The sequence below is a fragment of the Falsiroseomonas sp. genome, assembly GCF_041690465.1.
In the GTDB taxonomy this organism is placed as follows: domain Bacteria; phylum Pseudomonadota; class Alphaproteobacteria; order Acetobacterales; family Acetobacteraceae; genus Falsiroseomonas.
The window spans coordinates 346,703-366,187 of sequence record NZ_JAWLHG010000003.1; the positions used below are offsets into that span (position 1 = coordinate 346,703).

The 19,485-nt window shown below is 70.4% G+C and carries 14 protein-coding genes, 1 tRNA gene and 1 pseudogene; 10 read left to right on the forward strand and 6 right to left on the reverse strand.

Annotated features, from left to right (window positions below):
- On the reverse strand, window positions 1-1,392 hold the full coding sequence (carA, locus tag ACESM1_RS05645; protein WP_372618530.1) for a glutamine-hydrolyzing carbamoyl-phosphate synthase small subunit: 1,392 nt from the start codon (window positions 1,390-1,392) through the stop codon (window positions 1-3).
- Between the two features lie 144 nt (window positions 1,393-1,536).
- Here carA and ACESM1_RS05650 point away from each other — a divergent pair, with 144 nt between their 5' ends.
- Window positions 1,537-1,998, forward strand: coding sequence for a GatB/YqeY domain-containing protein (locus ACESM1_RS05650; RefSeq protein ID WP_372618532.1), 462 nt, complete (start codon window positions 1,537-1,539; stop codon window positions 1,996-1,998).
- 28 nt (window positions 1,999-2,026) lie between these two features.
- On the opposite strand, the gene ACESM1_RS05655 is transcribed toward ACESM1_RS05650, so the two are convergent.
- Window positions 2,027-3,937: a M10 family metallopeptidase gene (locus tag ACESM1_RS05655; RefSeq protein ID WP_372618534.1), complete on the reverse strand. Its 1,911-nt coding sequence runs from the start codon at window positions 3,935-3,937 to the stop codon at window positions 2,027-2,029.
- 339 nt (window positions 3,938-4,276) lie between these two features.
- Here ACESM1_RS05655 and dnaG point away from each other — a divergent pair, with 339 nt between their 5' ends.
- From dnaG to ACESM1_RS05670, 3 genes are all read left to right on the forward strand, one after another.
- Window positions 4,277-6,145 carry a DNA primase gene (dnaG, locus tag ACESM1_RS05660; protein WP_372618536.1) on the forward strand — a complete coding sequence of 623 codons (1,869 nt, stop codon included), beginning with the start codon at window positions 4,277-4,279 and terminating at the stop codon, window positions 6,143-6,145.
- Between the two features lie 68 nt (window positions 6,146-6,213).
- Complete coding sequence (gene rpoD, locus ACESM1_RS05665; protein ID WP_372618538.1) at window positions 6,214-8,136, forward strand: RNA polymerase sigma factor RpoD; 1,923 nt, start codon at window positions 6,214-6,216, stop codon at window positions 8,134-8,136.
- Window position 8,137: 1 nt separating this feature from the next.
- Window positions 8,138-8,719, forward strand: a complete 582-nt coding sequence (locus ACESM1_RS05670; protein ID WP_372618540.1) for a GNAT family N-acetyltransferase — start codon at window positions 8,138-8,140, stop codon at window positions 8,717-8,719.
- Between the two features lie 18 nt (window positions 8,720-8,737).
- Here the strand turns inward: ACESM1_RS05670 and ACESM1_RS05675 are convergent, their stop codons facing one another.
- From ACESM1_RS05675 to ppa, 3 genes are all read right to left on the reverse strand, one after another.
- On the reverse strand, window positions 8,738-9,853 hold the full coding sequence (locus ACESM1_RS05675) for an NAD(P)/FAD-dependent oxidoreductase (RefSeq protein ID WP_372618542.1): 1,116 nt from the start codon (window positions 9,851-9,853) through the stop codon (window positions 8,738-8,740).
- Window positions 9,854-9,985: 132 nt separating this feature from the next.
- Window positions 9,986-12,118, reverse strand: coding sequence for a sodium-translocating pyrophosphatase (locus ACESM1_RS05680; protein ID WP_372618544.1), 2,133 nt, complete (start codon window positions 12,116-12,118; stop codon window positions 9,986-9,988).
- 222 nt (window positions 12,119-12,340) lie between these two features.
- Window positions 12,341-12,889 (reverse strand): inorganic diphosphatase, encoded by a 549-nt coding sequence (gene ppa, locus ACESM1_RS05685; RefSeq protein WP_372618546.1) that lies wholly within the window; start codon window positions 12,887-12,889, stop codon window positions 12,341-12,343.
- A 161-nt stretch (window positions 12,890-13,050) separates the two neighbouring features.
- Between ppa and ACESM1_RS05690 the strand changes: the two genes are divergently transcribed.
- The 6 genes from ACESM1_RS05690 to ACESM1_RS05715 all read left to right on the forward strand — a co-directional run bounded on the left by ACESM1_RS05690 (window position 13,051) and on the right by ACESM1_RS05715 (window position 17,704).
- Window positions 13,051-14,118 carry an ABC transporter substrate-binding protein gene (locus tag ACESM1_RS05690; RefSeq protein ID WP_372618548.1) on the forward strand — a complete coding sequence of 356 codons (1,068 nt, stop codon included), beginning with the start codon at window positions 13,051-13,053 and terminating at the stop codon, window positions 14,116-14,118.
- Between the two features lie 106 nt (window positions 14,119-14,224).
- On the forward strand, window positions 14,225-15,292 hold the full coding sequence (locus tag ACESM1_RS05695) for an ABC transporter ATP-binding protein (RefSeq protein WP_372618549.1): 1,068 nt from the start codon (window positions 14,225-14,227) through the stop codon (window positions 15,290-15,292).
- Window positions 15,292-16,131, forward strand: a complete 840-nt coding sequence (locus tag ACESM1_RS05700) for an ABC transporter permease (protein WP_372618550.1) — start codon at window positions 15,292-15,294, stop codon at window positions 16,129-16,131. The genes ACESM1_RS05695 and ACESM1_RS05700 overlap by 1 nt, the downstream gene beginning before the upstream one ends.
- Entirely contained in the window at window positions 16,128-16,916 is a 789-nt protein-coding gene (locus tag ACESM1_RS05705) for an ABC transporter permease (protein ID WP_372618552.1), read from the forward strand. Before ACESM1_RS05700 ends, ACESM1_RS05705 begins: the two co-directional genes overlap by 4 nt.
- A gap of 5 nt (window positions 16,917-16,921) precedes the next feature.
- On the forward strand, window positions 16,922-17,587 hold the full coding sequence (locus tag ACESM1_RS05710; RefSeq protein ID WP_372618554.1) for an RraA family protein: 666 nt from the start codon (window positions 16,922-16,924) through the stop codon (window positions 17,585-17,587).
- 44 nt (window positions 17,588-17,631) lie between these two features.
- Window positions 17,632-17,704 (forward strand) — tRNA-Ile (locus ACESM1_RS05715).
- A 243-nt stretch (window positions 17,705-17,947) separates the two neighbouring features.
- Here the strand turns inward: ACESM1_RS05715 and ACESM1_RS05720 are convergent.
- Window positions 17,948-19,296: pseudogene (locus ACESM1_RS05720) on the reverse strand (IS1380 family transposase).
- Between the last annotated feature and the right edge of the window lie 189 nt (window positions 19,297-19,485).

A 19,485-nucleotide genomic window follows, 5' to 3' on the forward strand; every position in this document is an offset into this window, starting at 1 on the left:
TCAGCCTGCCTTGTGCTGCTCGATCAGCGCCGTGAAGCGGTGGAACAGATAATGGCTGTCCGTCGGCCCCGGCGACGCCTCCGGATGGTACTGCACGCTGAACGCCGGCAGCTTCGTGCTGGCGATGCCTTCGTTGCTGCCGTCGAACAGGCTGATGTGCGTGACTTCCACACCCTCCGGCAGCGAGTTCTCGTCCACCGCGAAGCCGTGGTTCTGGCTGGTGATCTCCACCTTGCCGGTCTTGAGGTCCTTCACCGGCTGGTTGGCGCCGCGATGGCCGCGGTCGAGCTTGTAGGTCCTCGCCCCCAGGGCCAGCGCCAGCAGCTGGTGGCCGAGGCAGATGCCGAAGGTCGGCACGCCCTTCTCCAGCACGCCCTGGATCGCCGGCACGGCGTATTCGCCGGTCGCCGCCGGGTCGCCAGGGCCGTTGGAGAGGAACACCCCGTCCGGCGCGTGCCGCAGGATGTCCTCGGCGGTCGCCGTCGCCGGCACCACCGTCACCGCGCAGCCGGCGGCGGCCAGGCAGCGCAGGATGTTGCGCTTGGCGCCGTAATCCACCGCGACCACCTTGAATTTCGGCTCGGTCAGCTTCCCGAAGCCGGCGCCGAGCGTCCAGGTGGTCTCGTCCCAGCTGTAGGACTGGCGGGTGGAGACGTCCCTGGCCAGGTCCATCCCCTCCAGCCCCGGCCAGGCCTCGGCCCGCGCACGCAGCGCGGCCAGGTCGAACCTGCCATCCTCGGGGAAGCTCAGCACGCCGGTGGGCGGGCCGCCGTCGCGGATGCGCGCGGTCAGCGCGCGGGTGTCCAGGCCGGCCAGCCCCGGCACGCCATGCGACTTCAGCCAGTCGTCAAGGTGCCGCGTGGCGCGGAAGTTGGAGGGCTCGGTGACATCCTGCTTGACGATCAGCCCGCGGGCGACCGGGGTGACGGCCTCGATATCCTCGGGATTGGCGCCGACATTGCCGATATGGGGAAAGGTGAAGCAGATGGTCTGCCCGGCATAGGAGGGATCGGTCAGCACCTCCTGGTAGCCAGTCATGCCGGTGTTGAAGCAGATCTCGGCCACGGAGGTGCCGTGCGCGCCGAAGCCGCGGCCCCAGAACACCGCACCATCGGCCAGGACCAGCACGGCGGTCGCGCCCTCGGGCACGCCGTCTTCGGGGGAGGTGGTGTCGGTCACGGCGGTCTCCGTGCGGGTCTTGCGGGGGGCAGGCTCACCACGTGGCAGGTCGTCGAGGGCCAGGCCGGTGGCGGCGAGCACGGAAGGCCAGTGCTTCGCCGGGATGGCGCGCGACTGGCGCCATTTGCGCACCGCCTCGGTGCCAATGCCAAGGCGCGATGCCGCCGCCTCCGGGCCGCCCAGAAGGGCGATGATGTCCTCGACCGTGCGCATGGCTTGCTTATGTGGGAAAAAACTTCCCAGGACAAGCGCGGTTCGGGCTTGGGAAGTGAATTCCCGGCTGGTGGCCGGTGGCCCACCCCGGCCCTCCCCCGCACGCAGGGGAGGGAGTAAGGATGCGCCAGAGGAGATACCGCGATGGCCGACGACCTGCGCACCCGATTCAACGCCGCCATGAAGGAGGCGATGCTCGCCAAGGACGCCGCGAAGACCTCCACCGTGCGGATGATCATCGCCAGGTTGAAGGAAGTGGACATCGCCGCCCGCCCCTCCGGCGTGGACAAGGTGCCGGACGAGCAGGTGGTGGCGATGCTGCGCTCGATGGTGAAGTCCCGCCGCGAGAGCGTGGAGCTCTACCGCCAGGGTGGCCGTGCGGAGCTGGCGGAGAAGGAGGAGGCCGAAATCGCCGTGATCGAATCCTTCCTGCCGCAGCAGATGGACGAGGCGCAGGTCGCCGCCGCGGTGGACGCCGCCATCGCCGAGACGGGTGCCGCCAGAATCAAGGACATGGGCAAGGTGATGGCCGCGCTGCGCAAGCATGGCGGCGCGCTCGACATGAGCAAGGCGGGCCCGATGGTGAAGGCCAGGCTCGGCGGCTGAGGGTACTCAGCCGCCGGACCGCGGCCCTTCAGCCGATGACGAAGATCTCCCCGGCGTCCATCCCTAAGGCGCCGGGCAGCGAGGCGAGGCGAAGCGCCACGATGCCGCCCATCCCGTCCCTGTCCCACAACAGCTGTTCCAGGTCGCTGTTCCAGATGAACTGCCCCGTGCCGTAGGCCGACTCGGCCATCCCGGTCGTGTTGCTGACGAAGCGCCCGGTGGCGGCGAGATCCATCCCGTCCATCAGGCCGCCTTGGAAGCCGGCGGCCGAGACTTCGATGTTGTCGTCCGGGCCGACGTAGTTGGAGATGATGTCGCCGCGATCGGTGATGCTGTTGAACAAGAACACGTCGGCGCCGTCGCCGCCATCCAGCCGGTCGGCGCCGTGGCCGCCGATCAGCATGTCGTCGCCGGCGTTGCCGAACAACCTGTCGTTGCCCGCCTTGCCCTCCAGCCAATTGGCGCCGCCATTCCCGTCGAGCCGGTTCGCCGCGGCATTGCCGAAGCCCCAGGCATCGAGGCTTCCGGTCAGCGTCAGGCGTTCGAAGCCGTCATGCAGCGTCCAGTCCCAGCTGGACATCACGCGGTCATAGCCGCCCCCGCCGGCCTCCGAAACCGTGTCGGCGTAGTAGCCATCCACCAAATAGACGTCGTTGCCCATGCCGCCGGCCAGGAAGTCGTTGCCGGCGCCGCCCGCCAGCGTGTCGTTCCCAGCCTCGCCGAGCAGGGTGTCGGCGCCCGCGCCGCCCATCAGCCTGTCGTCGCCACCGCCGCCCTGCAGCAGGTTCGCGGCGCCGTTGCCGGTGATCACGTCGTTGCCGTCGCCGCCGATGGCGTTCTCGATCAGCGACGCCTGGTTGCCGCGGAACACCAGCGAATTGTAGACGTTGCCCTGCGCCAGCTGGGTCGGGTTCCAGGACTCGTCGAAGTTGCGGTCCGCGCGCTGCTCGTCGCTGGTGATGGACCACTTGCCCGGACGAAGGTCGATCGAGACACCGTCCCCATAGTTCGACATGTCGTAGGTGTCGGCCCCGCCGCCGTCCCAGATCGTCAGGAAGACCTTGTTGGCGCCGGGCGCGATCTGGCCGACGCCGTTGATGGACATCTGCCCCGTCAGCGGGTCCCAGCCGTAGGTGGTGTCGCCCGCATTGTGCCCGTAATTGGCGCCGTAGAGCCGTTGCAGCGCAAGGATGTCCACCATCATCCAGGACTGCTGGAAGCCCCAATACTCGGCCCTCGACGAGGGGGGATCCTGCCCGACATAGGCGCGGTAGGTCATGACGCTGAACTCGCCGCTGTCCATCGCCGCCGGCAGGGCCGCGAAGCCATTCCAGGCCGTGTTGTCTTGGTTTCCATGCTTCAGGCCGAGCGCATGGCCGAGCTCGTGGATCATCACGAGCCAGCCATAGTTGCCGGGGACGGCGTCGCGGACATCCCAGATGGCGCCCTGGTGGTTGAACGGGGCGTCACTCATCCAGACATCGCCGGCATCGGGGTTGCCATTTTCGGGATAGGCGGCCCAGCCGCCGACGCCGGGTGTCAGGGTGGCTTGCGTGACGCGGATGTCGCCCGCGCCGCTGCCTTCTCCCTGGCCGAATCCGTTGATCTCCGCGAAGGCCAAGTTGGTGATGTCGGAGACGGCGTTCCAGAACACGCCGGAGGACACGCTGGCGCCTTCCAGCACTAGGCGCACGGCTTCGCGCTGCGCGAGGCTGACGGGCGTGATGTTCTCGTAGATGTAGCCGTCGTCGTAGACGCCATCGGCGACGCCATCGAACTGCTCGTCGGCGGACGGGAAGGAGTAGGTGAGGATCGGTGAGATCCACTTGACCCCGGTCAGCAGCCCGTCGAACAGCGGGTTGCCGGTGGGGGAGAAGAAGCCGGCTTCGGCGTGCGGCAGATCCTCGGTGGTCGTGTCGCCCTGCTCGGGGAAGGCCATCGGCTCCGCCACGAAGCCTTGGGGTTCGCTTGCTGCTACGAATTCGGAATGAATAAGCGAAGACGGCAGGCTGAAGGCGGCGCAGGCTTGGCACATTTGGGGTCTTCTCCCGACGCCCGTGCCCGACAGTCGAGTCTCGCGTCGGCGCCAGCTTGCCAGATCAACAGAGGATTAAGCAATATTTGCATATCATAATATTCCGGATGAGGTGGCGGTTTCGGATCATCAGGATGGGCCGAGCGCGCCGGCGCGGTGTGCCCGCCGTCGTCCCGCGCCCATCGCGCCGTTGCGCGGTCTTCCGGCCGGGCTGGCCGATGGGGTAGAACGGCGCGGCGCCCCATGGCCCTGCCCCCCCAATTCCTCGACGAACTCCGCCTCCGCACCCCCCTGCCGGGGCTGATCGGGCGCAAGACGCGGCTCACCCGGTCGGGGCGGAACTGGAAGGGCTGCTGCCCCTTCCATGGCGAGAAGACGCCCTCCTTCTACGTCTATGACGACCACTTCCACTGCTTCGGCTGCGGCGCGCATGGCGACGCCATCACCTTCGTCATGCGCGCCGAAGGCGCCGGCTTCCCCGAAGCGGTGGAGCGCCTGGCCGCCGAGGCGGGGCTCGACGTCCCGAAGCCCACGCCCGAAGCCGCCGCGCGGGAGAAGCGGGCGCGCGACCTGCACGGCGTGCTGGAGGCCGCCGCCGCCGCCTTCCAGCGCCGCCTGCGCCTGCCCGAGGGCGCCGAGGGCCTCGCCTATCTCAAGCGCCGCGGCCTGACGGGGGAGACCATCGCGAAATTCGGCCTCGGCTGGTCCGGCGGCGGCCGCGGCGCGATCGCGGCCGACCTCAAGGCGGAGGGCATCACGCCTGAACAGCTCGCCGAGGCCGGGCTGATCCGCGAGCGGGAAGAAGGCGAGGGCTACACCGACCTGTTCTTCAACCGCGTGATGTTCCCGATCCGCGACCGCCGCGGCCGGATGATCAGCTTCGGCGGGCGGGTGCTCGGCGATGGCGTGCCGAAATACGTCAACGGGCCGGAGACCGTTCTCTTCAAGAAGCGCAACAGCCTCTACGCGCTGGATCTTGCGAAGGAGGGCGCCTTCCGCGGCGCGCTGGTGGTGGCGGTCGAGGGCTACATGGACGTCATCGCCTTGCACCAGGCCGGCTTCGTGGGCGCGGTGGCGCCGCTCGGCACGGCACTGACGCCGGAGCAGATGGAGGAGCTCTGGCGGCTGACGCCCGAACCCATCCTGTGCTTCGACGGCGATGCCGCCGGGGCGCGGGCCGCCGCCCGTGCCGCCGAGGCCGCGTTGCCCCTGCTCACGCCCGAACGCACCCTGAAGCTCGCCACGCTGACCGGCGGCGAGGATCCCGACACGCTGGTGCGCAAGGGTGGCCCCGCCGCCTTCCAGGCGGTGCTGGATGGCGCCCGCGGCCTGGGCGAGGCGCTGTTCGGCCTGGTCGCCGAAGGCCGCCCGATGGCGACCCCGGAGCAGCGTGCCGCGCTCAGGCACCGCCTGGAGGAGGTCGCGGCCGGCATCACGGACCGTGCGCTCGCCGCCGAATACCGCCGTGCGCTGCTGGACCGCTTCTTCCAGGCCACCCGCCCCGCGCCGCGCGGGGCCGGCCGCCCCGGCGCGAAGCCGCCGGCGCCCATCCGGGCCCGCCCGGCCATCACCGATGCGCGCCGCCGCGGCGCGCAGGCCGCCGCGCTGCTTGCGATCACCCTCCGCCACCCCTGGCTGCTGCCGGAGGTGGAGGAGAGCCTGGCCGGCGTCGATCTCGTCGAAGGCCCGCTGCTGCAGTGCCGCAGCGCGACACTGGCATGGCTTGCCGAGGGCCATGAGCTTGACTCCGGGGGTTTGATGGACCACCTCGCCAAAGTCGGTATCGGGGAGTTTGCCGCAACGCTGTTGCGTGACCCGTCGCTGCCCGCCGCGGCGTTGCCGGATGCCCAGCCCAAGGAGGCGCTGGACGGATGGTGGCACTTCTTCGGGCTGCTGCGCGGTGAAGCGGAACTCCGTGCGGATCAGGCGGAAGCCGAACGCGCCTGGGCCGAAAGCCGCGACCCAGAGGACCAGGGCCGGGCCTTCCGGCGGCTGGTCCGGCTCCGCTCGGCGATCAACGCGGTCCGGCGCGGCGAATGGGCCGAGGGCACGGACGGGGATGCGGAGCCGGCGGAGGCGGCGGCGCCCACCCCCGACGACGCCCCCCCATAGGGTAGAGAGTGTTTGTGCGGCGCCTCCCCCCCGGCGGCGCGGCCAGGTGACGACGGAGCAGGGCAGGCATGGCAACCAAGGTCGCGAACGGTGCCGAGACGGTGGAAGGCCGCGATGAGGCGGTGGAGGGCGTTCTGCTCGACATCCAGTCCGCCGCCGTCAAGAAGCTGGTCGCGCGCGGCAAGGAGCGTGGCTACGTCACCTATGACGAGCTGAACGCCGCGCTGCCGTCCGAGCAGGTGTCCTCCGAGACCATCGAGGACACGATGGCGATGCTGTCGGACCTCGGCATCAACGTGGTCGAGAACGAGGAAAGCGAGGACGGTGAGGCCGCCGCCCCCAAGCCGGTCGCCAAGGCCGACGAGGAGGAGGAGGAGGAGGAAGCCGGCGGCAACGTCGACGAGGCGACCCTCGGCCGCACCGACGACCCGGTTCGCATGTACCTGCGCGAGATGGGCAGCGTGGAGCTGCTCTCGCGCGAGGGCGAGATCGCCATCGCCAAGCGCATCGAGGCCGGGCGCGACATGATGATCGGCGGGCTCTGCGAGAGCCCGCTGACCTTCAAGGCGATCGTCGCCTGGCATGACGCGGTCAAGGAAGGCCGCATGCTGCTGCGCGACGTGATCGACCTGGAGGCGACCGCCGGCGCCAACACCCCCGAAGGCGCCGCCGCGCCACCAGAGGAGGAGTTCGAGGAGGGCGAGGAAGGCGAGGGCGGCCTCGGCCTGTCTCTCTCGGCGCTCGAGGAGAAGCTGAAGCCGGAGGCGCTGGCCGCCTTCGAGGCGATCGAGCAGGCCTATGGCAAGCTCAACAAGCTCTCCGCCCGGCGAATGGACGCCTACACCTCGGGTGGCGAGACCTCGGCGCGCAGCGAGAAGACCTATGAGAAGCAGCGCACCGAGCTGGTGGCGCTGGTGCAGAAGGTGCACCTCCACAACAACCGGATCGAGGAGCTGGTGGACCAGCTCAAGGGCCTGAACCGGCGGCTTACGGGCCTGGAGGGCCAGATCCTCCGCATGGCCGAGAGCCACAAGGTGAAGCGCGAGGAGTTCATCGGCGCGTGGCGCGGCCATGAGCTGGACCCCGCCTGGTTCGACGGGCTGGCGAAGCTGAAGGGCAAGGGCTGGCAGAACTTCGTCACCAAGTCGAAGGACGATGTCGAGGCGGTGCGCGGCGAGATCGCGCGGACCTCCTCCGAGACCGGCCTGCCGGTGGACGAATTCAAGCGCGTCTACGCCACCGTGTCGCGCGGCGAGCGCGACATGACGCAGGCGAAGAAGGAGATGATCGAGGCGAACCTGCGCCTGGTGATCTCCATCGCCAAGAAATACACCAACCGCGGCCTGCAATTCCTGGACCTGATCCAGGAGGGCAACATCGGCCTGATGAAGGCGGTGGACAAGTTCGAGTATCGCCGCGGCTACAAGTTCAGCACCTATGCCACCTGGTGGATCCGCCAGGCGATCACGCGTTCCATCGCGGACCAGGCGCGGACCATCCGCATCCCGGTCCACATGATCGAGACGATCAACAAGCTGGTGCGCACGTCCCGCCAGATGCTGCACGAGATCGGCCGCGAGCCGACGCCGGAGGAGCTGGCCGAGAAGCTCGGCATGCCGCTGGAGAAAGTGCGGAAGGTGCTGAAGATCGCCAAGGAGCCGATCAGCCTCGAGACGCCGATCGGCGACGAGGAGGACAGCCACCTCGGCGACTTCATCGAGGACAAGAACGCGATCATCCCGCTGGATGCCGCGATCCAGTCCAACCTGCGGGAAGCCACGACGCGCGTGTTGTCGTCCCTGACGCCGCGCGAGGAGCGCGTGCTGCGCATGCGCTTCGGCATCGGCATGAACACCGACCATACGCTGGAGGAGGTCGGGCAGCAGTTCAATGTGACGCGCGAGCGTATCCGGCAGATCGAGGCGAAGGCGTTGCGCAAGCTGAAGCACCCGAGCCGGTCGCGGAAGCTGCGCTCCTTCCTGGACAATTGAGATGTCCAGCGCGGCCGCGATGCGCGAACCGGTCACGCGCGTCGCCGTGGATGTCACCTTCCTGCGGATGGATGCGCCGCCCGCCGATCGCGCGCCGCCGCTGCCGGAGGGCGCGAGCGTGGTGCGCCTGGCGCGCTGTTCCGTGCCCTTCTACCGCTATCTCTACGATACGGTGGGCCGCGACTGGGTATGGTGGCTGCGGCGCACCGTGCCGGACGAGGAGATCGCGGCGCTGTTGGCACGGCCGGATGTCTCGATCCATGTGCTCTACCAGGGCGGCGAGCCGGCCGGCTTCTACGAGCTTGAGCGGCGCGGTGGCGATGCGGGGATCAACCTGTCCTATTTCGGGCTGATGCCACATGCAATCGGCGCCGGGCTCGGCCGCGCGCTGCTGCGGCACGCGGTGGATGCCGCCTGGGCCGAGAAGCCGCGCGCGCTGACGGTGAACACCTGCACGGCGGACCATCCGCGCGCGCTGCCGAACTACATCGCCGCCGGCTTCCGCGTGCTGCGGACGTTGCGCGAGGTCTGGCCGGTGCCGAACCGGCTGGGGCTTCGGATTCCGGAGAGATTGAGAGCGTGACGGCATTTCTCTCCCCCGCTAGGCGGGGGAGGGAACCTCCGCCGCCTCCAGCACATGATCCGCCAGTGCCAGTGAGGCGGTCAGCCCCGGGCTCTCGATCCCGAACAGGTTCACCAGCCCCGGCACCCCATGCATCGCCGGGCCCTGCACCACGAAATCCTGCGCCGGCGCGCCGGGCGGCACGATCTTCGGGCGGATGCCGGAATAGCCAGGTGCCAGCGCGCCGTCCGGCAGCTCCGGCCAATAGCGCCGGATCGCCGCGTAGAAGCTGTCGCCGCGCCGCGGGTCAACGGCATAGTCGATGCCGTCCACCCACTCCACATCCGGGCCGAACCGCGCCTGGCCGCCGAGGTCGATGGTCAGGTGCGTCCCGAGCCCGCCCGGCACCGGCACCGGATAGATCAGCCGGGAGAAGGGCGAGCGCATCGCCAGCGTGAAGTAGTTGCCCTTCGCGTAGTAGGCGTTCGGCACCAGCGCCTCCGGCATGCCGGCAATGCCGCGTGCCAGTCTCGGCGCATGCAGCCCGGCGGAGTTCACCACCAGCCGCGCACGCAAGGCCATCGGCTCGGCGCCGCCGACCTGCAGCTCCACGCCCTCCTCCGTCGCACAGCCGCCCTCGACCGGCGCGTGGAAGGCGAAGACGGCGCCGGCATTCTCGGCATCGCCCTGCAGCGCCAGCATGAAGGCGTGGCTGTCCACCACGCCGGTGGAGGGCGAGTGCAGCGCGGCGGTGCAGGCCAGCGCCGGCTCCATGGCCAGCGCCTCCGCGCGGCTCAGCAGGCGAAGGTCGGGCACGCCATTGGCGGCGGCGCGCGCCCGGATGCCCTCGAGCCTGCCGGCCTCCTCCTCGTTCGTCGCGACGATCAGCTTGCCGCAATTGGCGTGCGGCACGCCGCGCTCGGCGCAGTAGCGATAGAGGCGGTGCTTCCCCTCCACGCAGCTCCGCGCCATCAGGCTGCCGGCGGGGTAGTAGATTCCGGCATGGATCACCTCGCTGTTGCGCGAGGATGTCTCGGTGCCGATCCCCTCGGCGGCGTCGAGCACCAGCACCTCGCGGCCGGCAAGTGCGAGCGCGCGGGCCGCTGCAAGCCCCACCACGCCGGCGCCGACAACCACCGCATCAACCTGCTCCAAGAGAAGTCCCTCATCCTGCTGGCCGCGCATTGCGGCAGGCGTCCTCTGCGGCGCAACTGAACAGATCGCGCTTCAGACGAAAAGGGCCGGCGGATCGCTCCGCCGGCCCTGTCCCGTTCGGCGCGGCGGCCCTCAGCTGTGGGCGAGGATCGCCAGCAGCAGCAGCGCCACGATGTTGGTGATCTTGATCATCGGGTTCACCGCCGGGCCCGCCGTGTCCTTGTACGGGTCGCCGACGGTGTCGCCGGTCACCGCGGCCTTGTGGGCCTCGCTGCCCTTGCCGCCGTAGTTGCCTTCCTCGATGTACTTCTTGGCGTTGTCCCAGGCGCCGCCGCCGGTGGTCATCGAGACCGCGACGAAGAAGCCGGTGACGATCACGCCGAGCAGCATCGCACCCAGCGCCGAGAACGCCGCAGCCTTGCCGCCGATCGCCAGGATCACCACGAACACCACGATCGGTGAGAGGACCGGCAGCAGCGAGGGGATGATCATCTCCTTGATCGCCGCCTTGGTCAGCATGTCCACCGCGCGGCCGTAATCCGGCTTCTCGGCGCCCGTCATGATGCCCGGCTTCTCGCGGAACTGGCGCCGGACTTCCTCGACCACCGCGAAGGCGGCGCGGCCCACGGCAGTCATCGACATGCCGCCGAACAGGTAGGGCAGCAGGCCGCCGAACAGCAGGCCGACCACGACATACGGATCGGACAGGCTGAAGGTCAGCAGGCCGATGCCTGCGAAGTAGGGATACTGGACCGGGTTGGCGATGAAGTAGGCCAGGTCCTGCGTGTAGGCCGCGAACAGCACCAGCGCGCCGAGGCCCGCCGAGCCGATCGCATAGCCCTTGGTCACCGCCTTGGTCGTGTTGCCCACCGCGTCCAGCGCGTCGGTGGAGACGCGCACATCGGCGGGCAGGCCGGCCATCTCGGCGATGCCGCCGGCGTTGTCGGTCACCGGGCCGAAGGCATCGAGCGCCACCACCATGCCGGCCAGCGCCAGCATCGTGGAGGTGGCGATGGCGATGCCGTAGAGGCCCGCCAAGCCATAGGCGGAAAGCACGCCCGCGATGATGATCAGCGCCGGCAGCGCGGTGCTTTCCATCGAGACCGCCAGGCCGCGGATGACGTTGGTGCCGTGGCCGGTCTGGCTCGCCTCCGCGATGGCCCGCACCGGGCGGAACTGCGTGCCGGTGTAGTATTCCGTCACCACGATGATCGCCGCCGTCACCGCCAGCCCTACCGCGCCGCAGAGGAACAGGCTGAAGGCACCGAAGGTTGCGCCCGCGGCGGTCACCGGGCCGGTGCCGAAGACGAGGTAGGAGAGCGGCAGCAGCACCGCGAGCGAAAGCGCGCCGGTGACGATGAAGCCGCGATACATCGCGCCCATGATCGAGTTGTTGGCCGGCAGCTTGACGAAATAGGTGCCGGCGATCGAGGTCACCACGCAGACCGCGCCGATTGCCAGCGGGAACAGCATGCCCGCGATGCGCGACTCGTCGGCGAAGGCGATGGCGGCGAGCACCATCGTGGCGACCATGGTCACGGCATAGGTCTCGAACAGGTCGGCCGCCATGCCGGCGCAGTCGCCCACGTTGTCGCCCACGTTGTCGGCGATGGTGGCGGGGTTGCGGGGGTCGTCCTCGGGGATGCCGGCCTCGACCTTGCCGACCATGTCGCCGCCGACATCGGCGCCCTTGGTGAAGATGCCGCCGCCGAGACGGGCGAAGATGGAGATCAGCGAGGCGCCGAAGCCCAGCGCCACCAGCGCATCGATCACGATGCGGCTGTTGGGCGCGGCGCCGCCGATCGGCACCAGGATGAGGAAGTAGGTTGCGACACCGAGCAGCGCCAGGCCGGCGACCAGCATGCCCGTGATCGCGCCCGACTTGAACGCGACATCGAGGCCCGCGGCCAGCGACTGGGTTGCAGCCTGGGCGGTGCGGACATTGGCGCGCACCGAGACGTTCATGCCGATGAAGCCCGCCGCGCCGGAGAGCACGGCGCCGATCAGGAAGCCGATCGCCACCGCGAAGGCATGCCCGCCGAAGCCGAAGGCCGCGAGGATCAGGAAGAACAGCACCACGCCGACGATGCCGATGGTGGTGTACTGGCGGTTGAGGTAGGCGTTGGCGCCTTCCTGGATCGCCTTGGCAATCTCCTGCATCCGCGCGGAGCCCGCGTCACGGCTCAGGATGTCCTTCGCGGTCACCACGCCGTAGGCGATGGACAAGGCGCCCAGCGCGATGATCAGCAATACCGACAACGTCATCAAGGCGGCGTACCCCCCTCTTTCCCCGATTGCCGGCGGAGGGCCGGCCAAGGGGCGCGGGTGTGCGCGCACGATCAGGCCGGCCCGGCCCGCGGGCCGGGCGGCAAATTGCGCGAAGCCCGGCGGGCTGGCAACGCCACCCATGGGCGAAATCGTGAAAAAACCGCCGCGTCCGCCCGGCCGGGCAGGCGGGCGCGCGGGCCCGCCCGCCCGGCGCGCCGGCTACGCCGCCTCGTCCCCGCCGGGCTGGGCGCGGTAGGCCGCCATCGACTTCAGGATGATCTCGACCGCCTCGCTGGCCGGCCCCCAACCCTTCACCTTCACCCACTTGTCGCTCTCGAGGTCCTTGTAGGTGGCGAAGAAGTGCTCGATCGAGGCGCGGGTGATGTGGGGCAGCTCGTCCGCGTCGGTCACCTGGGAATACATCGGGTGCACCTTGTCGTGCGGCACGCAGACCAGCTTCTCGTCCGAGCCCGCCTCGTCCTCCATGTGCAGCACGCCGATCGGGCGGGCGCGCAGCACGCAGCCCGGCACCACGGGCGCCGGGGTCAGCACCAGCACGTCCGTCGGGTCGCCGTCATCGGCCAGCGTGCCGGGGATGAAGCCATAGGCGGCCGGATAGGCCATCGGCGTGAACAGGAAGCGGTCCACCACCACCGCGCCGCTATCCTTGTCGAGCTCGTATTTCACCTGGCTGCCCTGGGGGATCTCGACGACCACGTTGATGTCGTGCGGCGGGGCCTTGCCGGTCGGGACCTTGGCGAGGTTCATCGGACGGGACCTTCCGTGGGGAGGGGGGCCGTGGGGAGCGGGGCGGCGGGGCAGGTAGCAGCCTTCCCGGGGCCGGGCAAACCTTTGCCGCCCCGGACCCTTGGCAGGCGGGGCAAAGCCTTGCCATGCTCGCCGACAGGGAACCGAACGGGAGACAAACCATGCGCCGTGCCCTGCTGTCCGCCGTTGCCGTCCTCGGCGCGGCCATCGGGCTCACGCCCCCCGCCGCGGCCCAGGCGCCCGCCGCGCAGGGCGGGCAGCTCACCCTGCAGGCCTATGCCGGCATCTTCCGCGACAACTACACCGAGGTGGTGGTGAACCCCTTCACCACCCGCACCGGCACCGAGGTGCAGTATTTCGACGGCGGCACCAGCGCGCAGATGCTCGGGCGGCTGCGTGCGCAACGCGCCGATCCGCAGATCGACGTGGTGATCATGGACGTCACCACCGCGCAGATCGCCTGCGCCGAAGGCCTGGTCGAGCGCATCGACGCCTCCGTGCTGCCGGTCATCGGGCAGCTCGGCGAGATGGCGCGCGAAGCCGGCGCCGGCTGCGGCCCGGCCGTCACCTACGACCACCTGGTGCTGGTGTACGACACCCAATCGGTGCAGCCCGCGCCGACCCGCTGGATGGCGATGGCGGACGCCGCGCAGCGCGGCCAGGTCGCGCTCTCGGCGCCGCCGAACATCCAGGGCCTCGCGCTGACCGCGATCCTGGCGCACGCCGCCACCGGCGACTGGCGCAACATCAACGCCGCCATGCCCCGGCTGCGCGAGATCGCGCCGAACGTGCAGACCTTCAACCCGAATCCGGATGGCTACACGCTGATCCTGAACGACCAGGTGAACTTCGCCACCGGCTGGAACGCCCGCGCGCAGCTCTACCGCGACCAGTCGCAGGGACGCATCGGCGTGGTGCTGCCGGAGGAGGGCACGGCCTTCCAGATCAACACCATCAACCTGGTGGCGAACGCGAAGAACCGCCCGCAGGCGCTGTCCTTCATGGCGCATGCCCTCTCGGCCGAGGCGCAGAAGGCCTTCACCGAGCGGATGTTCTATGGCCCGACCAACCCGAACGCGCAGGTGGCGCCTGCCGCCCTCTCGCGCACCGCGCTCGCGCCGGAGTTCCGCCAGCGCGTGATCGGGCTGAACTGGGAGGAGATGGTACGCCTGCGCGAGCAGTGGAACCAGCGCTGGCGGCGAGAGGTGATCGCGGCCTCCAATCGGTGAGCGCCCTGCGGGCACCTCACGCGCCGGCGCCCGCATCCGCGGGCTTGGCTCGCGCCACTTGGCGCGGGCCGCGTTCGCGGCCTCGGCCTGCTGACGCAGGCCGCCCATGCCGCCTGACGCCATGAGCCATCTCAGGCTGGACGGGCTGACCCGGCGCTTTCCGGGCACGGCCCATCCGGCGGTGGATGGCGTCTCCCTGGAGCTGCCGAGGGGTGCGTTGCTGGCGCTCCTCGGGCCATCGGGCTGCGGCAAGACCACCACGCTGCGCATGATCGCGGGCCTTGAGACTCCCGATGCCGGCCGCGTCACCGTCGCCGGGCGCGATGTGACCGACCTGCCGCCGCACCGGCGCAACATGGGCGTGGTGTTCCAGTCCTACGCGCTGTTCCCGCATATGACCGCGGCGGCCAATATCGCCTTCGGCCTGGAGATGCGCGGCACCCCGCGCGCCGAGCGCGAGTCGCGCGTGGCGGAGGCGCTGGCGCTGGTCGGCCTCGGCGATCTCGCCGCGCGCAAGCCGCGGCAGCTCTCCGGCGGGCAGCAGCAGCGCGTGGCGCTGGCGCGCGCGCTGGCGATCCAGCCCGACCTGCTGCTGCTGGACGAGCCGCTCTCGGCGCTCGATGCGAAGCTGCGCGAGGGCGTGCGCGACGAGATCCGCGCCCTGCAGCAGCGCGTCGGCGCCACCACCGTCTTCGTCACCCACGACCAGACCGAGGCGCTGGCGATGGCCGACCTCGTCGCGGTCATGAACGAGGGCCGCGTGGAGCAGCTCGGCACGCCGGAGGAAGTATTCGAGCGGCCGGCAACGCGCTTCGTCGCCACCTTCGTCGGCCGCGCCGCGCGGCTGCCGGGCCGGGTGGACGGGCCGGGCGTGGTCCGCTGCGGCGAGGTGGCGCTGCGCGCGGCCGAGGCACCGGGCAGTGGCGCCGCCGAGGTGTTCATCCGTCCGCACCATGTCCGCCCGCTGGCGCCCGATGCGACCGCCGACAACATCCTCGAAGGCCGGGTGCTTCGCCGCACCTACACCGGCGATCTGGTTTCGCTGGAATGCGAGACCCCGGCCGGCCGCATCCAGGCGGAACTTCCCGGCGGCGCGCCCGGCGCCGCGCTCGCCGCCGGTGCGGCGGTGCGGCTCGGCTTCGCCGCCGAGGATGTCCGGGTCTTCCCCGCGTGATGGGCGCACGCGCCGGCCTGCTGCTGATCCTGCCCGCGGCGGCGATCCTGGCCGCCGGCTTTGTCTATCCCGTGCTGCTGCTGGCGCGGATCAGCCTGAACCGCACCACCGACATCGGCGCGATGGAGGAGGCGGTCACGCTCGAGACCTTCGAGCAGCTGGTCGGCGACGCCTTCACCTGGGATCTCGCCTGGAACACCGCGACGCTGGCGGCCGGCTCGGCACTGGCCGCCACCGCGCTGGCGCTGCCCGTTGCGCTGCTGATCCGCGCCGCGCCGCCGCGCTGGCGCGGGCTGCTCTCGCTGATGGCGGTGGCGCCGCTGCTGGTCTCCGGCACCGCGCGGGTGGTGGGCTGGCTGGCCATCCTCGGCGACAACGGCGTGGTGAACGCGACGCTGATGGGCCTCGGGCTCACCGATGACCCGGTGCGCATGATCAACAACTGGACCGGCGTGCGCATCGGCCTGACCGAGAGCCTGATGCCCTATGCCTGCCTGGTGCTGATCGCCGGCCTCGGCCGCCTCGATCCGCGGCTGGAGGAGGCGGCGGCGACGCTCGGCGCCACGCGCAGCCGCACCTTCCTGCGCGTGACGCTGCCGCTGGCCGCACCGGCGCTGCTGGCGGCCTTCCTGCTGACCTTCGTGCTCGGCGTCTCGGCCTTCGTCACGCCGCGGCTGATGGGCGGCGGCCGGGTCTTCGTGATCGCCACCGAGATCTTCGACCTGGCGCTGGAGAGCGTGAATTGGCCGGCCGCGGCCGCACTCGCGATGCTGCTGCTCGGCGCGCTGGCGGTGGCGCTGGTGCTGCGCGCCGTGCTGGTGCGGGAGGCCGCGCGATGAGGCCGGGCTGGGTGCTCAGGCTGGCGGCGATGGCCGGCTATGCGCTTCTGCTGGCACCGGCGTTGGTGGTGGCGGTGATCTCGTTCTCGGCGGGCGACTTCCTCACCTTCCCGCCGCCGGGCCTGTCCACCCGCTGGTATGCCGCGCTGTTCTCGAACGGGGAGCTGATGACGGCGCTGCGCAACTCCGCCGTGCTGGCGCTGCTGGTCGCCTCGATCGCGCTGCTGGCCGGCATCCCCGCCGCCTATGCCATCGCCCGGCTGCGCTTCCCCGGGCGCGACACCATCGCCACGCTGCTGGTGGCGCCGTTGCTGCTGCCCTCGCTGGTGCTGGGGCTCGCGCTGCTGCTGGCCTTGCAGCCGCTGAAGCTCGCCGCCACCTGGCCGGGCCTGGTGCTGGCCCATTCGATGGTCGCGCTGCCCTTCGCCGTGCGCATCATGACCACCGCCTTTGGCGCGGTTCCACGCGACGTGGAGGAAGCGGCCTGGACGCTCGGCGCCACGCCGTTCCGCGCGGCGCTCAGGGTGACGCTGCCGATCGCCGCTCCTGGGGCGCTGGCGGCCGGTGCGCTGTGCTTCCTGGTCTCCTTCGACGAGACGGTGATCAGCCTGTTCCTGGTCGGCCCGCGGCTTTCCACGCTGCCGGTCGAGATGTTCCGCTATGCCGAGACCCGCACCGACCCGCTGGTCGCCGCGTTGGCGATGGCGCTGATCGCGGTGGCGCTGGTGGTGGTGCTGCTGGTCGAGCGGCTGGTCGGGTTCACCCGGGCGATGGGAAGGGAATAGGAAAGATGCCGAAATACGTGGTGGAGCCGATGCCGCCCGCGATCAGCGCCGAGGTGGTGGCGCTGCTGGAGCGGACGGAGACGGCGACGGTCGGCCATTGGCGCCACTGGGGCTTCGTGGATCGCCGCGTGCAGGGCCTGCTGCGCAAGCGCGTGGCGGGCACGGCGGTGACGGTGCAGTGCCCGGGGCCGGATTCCACCATCCTGCACCATGCGCTCGGCCTGCTGCGGCCGGGCGACATCCTGCTGGTGGACCGCCTCGGCGACGATCGCCACGCCTGCTGGGGCGGCGGCGTGACCGTCGCGGCCAAGGCGGCGGGCTGCAAGGCCGGCGTGGTGGACGGCGCCTGCACCGACATCGAGGAGGTGGAGGCCTCCGACTTCCCGCTCTGGTGCCGGGGCCTGGCGCCGATCACCACCCGCATCTACGACCTGGGCGGGCGGATGAACGTGCCGGTGGCGATCGGCGGCGTGGTGGTGATGCCGGGCGATGCCGTGCTCTGCGACGAGAGCGGCGTGCTGGTGCTGCCGCCCGGCGAGGCGGAGGCCGAGGCGCGCGCCGCCATCGCCCGGCAGGAGCGGGGCCTAGCGACGCAGGGCCGGGTGGCGGCCGGCGAGAAGCTGGGAGAAATCAGCGGGGCGAGCGGAAAGGTCGCGGCCGGGCTTGCGTGACGGGGCTTGCGTGCGGGCGCGGAGTTGGGGATGTGTGGGGGCGTGGGCCTGTAGCTCAATGGTCAGAGCGGGCCGCTCATAACGGCTTGGTTGGGGGTTCGAGTCCCTCCGGGCCCATTCCCTGCGCTGGCTCTGTGTCGGAAATCACAAACAGTGACTCCGAGTTCTCACCAGTCGACTCCATTTAGCCCGGATCGATCACGGGAGGGCTGACGGGCATGCTCCGGCTGACGCATGTCTCGCGGCATGGTTGTGCGGGCGAGCGAGATCGGCGCCGGTCCTGCTGGCCGGGGTTCAGGTGCGGATCGCGGGTCTGGCGGGTTGCGGAGGAGGGTTCGGCTGGGGCAGCTGCCCCGCGGCTCAACAGGTGAGGCGCGGCAGGCGGTCGAGGACGAGATGGAGGATCGCCTGGTCGGGACAGGCGGCGGGCAGGTAAAGCGTGACGCGGGTCTTCAGCTCGACGACGCGCATGGCGAGCTTCACGAGGCGCAGCCGCAGGGTGTCGAACTGCGCGACGCGCCAGGTGGAGCGCTTCGGCATGAGGCTGCGCAGCGACCAGAGCAGCCAGTAGGCGCCGGCGTGCAGCAGCAGGCGGAACGCGTTGGCGGTGGCCTTGATGCAAGAGGTGCGGTCGGCGGCGAGGTGGCGCTTCCAGGCCTTGATGTGGTTCTCGGCCTGGCCGCGGCCGCAGTAGAGGTCCTCGTAGATCGCGCGCGCATCGCCGCCGGCGAGGCTGGTGGCGACGAAGCGGGTGTCGGTGCCCTGCGGCCCGGTCTCGACACGGGCGATGATGCGCTCGACGTGGCTCCAACTCCGGGCGCCGTCGAAGAACGCCTTGTAGCGGCGCAGCTTGCCCTCGCCGGGGCGGGCGGCCTGGCGGGCCGCGGTGCTGTCCTCCAGCGCCAGGACATGCCGGCGCAACGTCGTGGTGGCGGCGACGCCGAGCACGAAGTCGATCCGTGCCGCGCGGCAGAAATCCAGCACCTCGGGCGCGCAGAAGTGGCTGTCGGCGCGGATGAGGATCTCGACGCGCGGTCAGTGGCCGCAGATCTCGCGCACCAGGCGGCGGAGGAAGCCGCGCGCCTCGGCCCCCGTGGGGCGGCGTGCGGGGCGCAGCATGGCGGCGACGGGCCGGCCTTCGCCGTCGAACACCACGAGCGGCTGGAAGCCGTATTCGTCGTGGCAGGCTTGAACAGCCGCAACTGCTGCCCGCCATGCACCGCATCGAAGGTGTCGTCGAGGTCGAGCACGATCCGTCGCGGCACCTGGCGGAAGCTCGCGCAGTAGAGCCCGACCATCGCGCGTCCCATGCGCAAGAGGGCGCGGAGGTCGGGCAGGTTCTCGAGCTGCGAGATGGTCGGCTGCGAGCAGAGCGCTGCGGCGTCCGGCAGGCGGTCGAGGGCGAGCTTGAAGGCGGGGTCGTGGCGCAGCGTTGCCGCGTCGTTGCAGTCCTCGTGGCCGGCCGCGATCATCAGCAGGCGGAAGCGGACGATGTCGGTCAGGCTGTGTCTGACCTGCTCCGGCGTCCGCGGGTCGTCGAGGCAGGCGGCCAGCCGGTCGGCGATGCCGAGGCGGCGCTCGATCTCGCGCAGCGCCAGCACGCCGCTATCGGAGGACAGGCGACCGCCATCGAAGCGGGCGACCAGGGGCTTGCCGCCGACCGGTGACAGGCCAGGGAGCGGCGGCGTAGATTCAACCTTGGCGGGCATGGTCTCCGTAAACGGCTGTTTCGAGTGTCGCAACCGAAACCTATTGCCGATCAGCGGCTTGCACCATGTCCGTCAGCCCGCGTGAATGATCCGGGCTAGACCCGAGTAGCCCAGGCTGGAATCGGCTTGTGATTGGATGCGGCGCGGCAGGGTGTGATTCGTAGGCGTCCAGCTTTGGCTGGAGGCGGA

What these genes read in the sequence shown, in the direction of transcription:
- rpoD (WP_372618538.1), top strand. Translation starts at nt 6,214, where the DNA reads ATGGCAACCAAGGTCGCGAACGGTGCCGAGACGGTGGAAGGCCGCGAT.
- ACESM1_RS05680 (WP_372618544.1), bottom strand. Translation starts at nt 12,118, where the DNA reads ATGACGTTGTCGGTATTGCTGATCATCGCGCTGGGCGCCTTGTCCATC.
- ACESM1_RS05700 (WP_372618550.1), top strand. Translation starts at nt 15,292, where the DNA reads ATGGGCGCACGCGCCGGCCTGCTGCTGATCCTGCCCGCGGCGGCGATC.
- dnaG (WP_372618536.1), top strand. Translation starts at nt 4,277, where the DNA reads ATGGCCCTGCCCCCCCAATTCCTCGACGAACTCCGCCTCCGCACCCCC.
- ACESM1_RS05710 (WP_372618554.1), top strand. Translation starts at nt 16,922, where the DNA reads ATGCCGAAATACGTGGTGGAGCCGATGCCGCCCGCGATCAGCGCCGAG.
- carA (WP_372618530.1), bottom strand. Translation starts at nt 1,392, where the DNA reads ATGCGCACGGTCGAGGACATCATCGCCCTTCTGGGCGGCCCGGAGGCG.
- ACESM1_RS05650 (WP_372618532.1), top strand. Translation starts at nt 1,537, where the DNA reads ATGGCCGACGACCTGCGCACCCGATTCAACGCCGCCATGAAGGAGGCG.
- ACESM1_RS05670 (WP_372618540.1), top strand. Translation starts at nt 8,138, where the DNA reads ATGTCCAGCGCGGCCGCGATGCGCGAACCGGTCACGCGCGTCGCCGTG.
- ACESM1_RS05695 (WP_372618549.1), top strand. Translation starts at nt 14,225, where the DNA reads ATGCCGCCTGACGCCATGAGCCATCTCAGGCTGGACGGGCTGACCCGG.
- ACESM1_RS05690 (WP_372618548.1), top strand. Translation starts at nt 13,051, where the DNA reads ATGCGCCGTGCCCTGCTGTCCGCCGTTGCCGTCCTCGGCGCGGCCATC.
- ppa (WP_372618546.1), bottom strand. Translation starts at nt 12,889, where the DNA reads ATGAACCTCGCCAAGGTCCCGACCGGCAAGGCCCCGCCGCACGACATC.
- ACESM1_RS05655 (WP_372618534.1), bottom strand. Translation starts at nt 3,937, where the DNA reads ATGGCCTTCCCCGAGCAGGGCGACACGACCACCGAGGATCTGCCGCAC.
- ACESM1_RS05705 (WP_372618552.1), top strand. Translation starts at nt 16,128, where the DNA reads ATGAGGCCGGGCTGGGTGCTCAGGCTGGCGGCGATGGCCGGCTATGCG.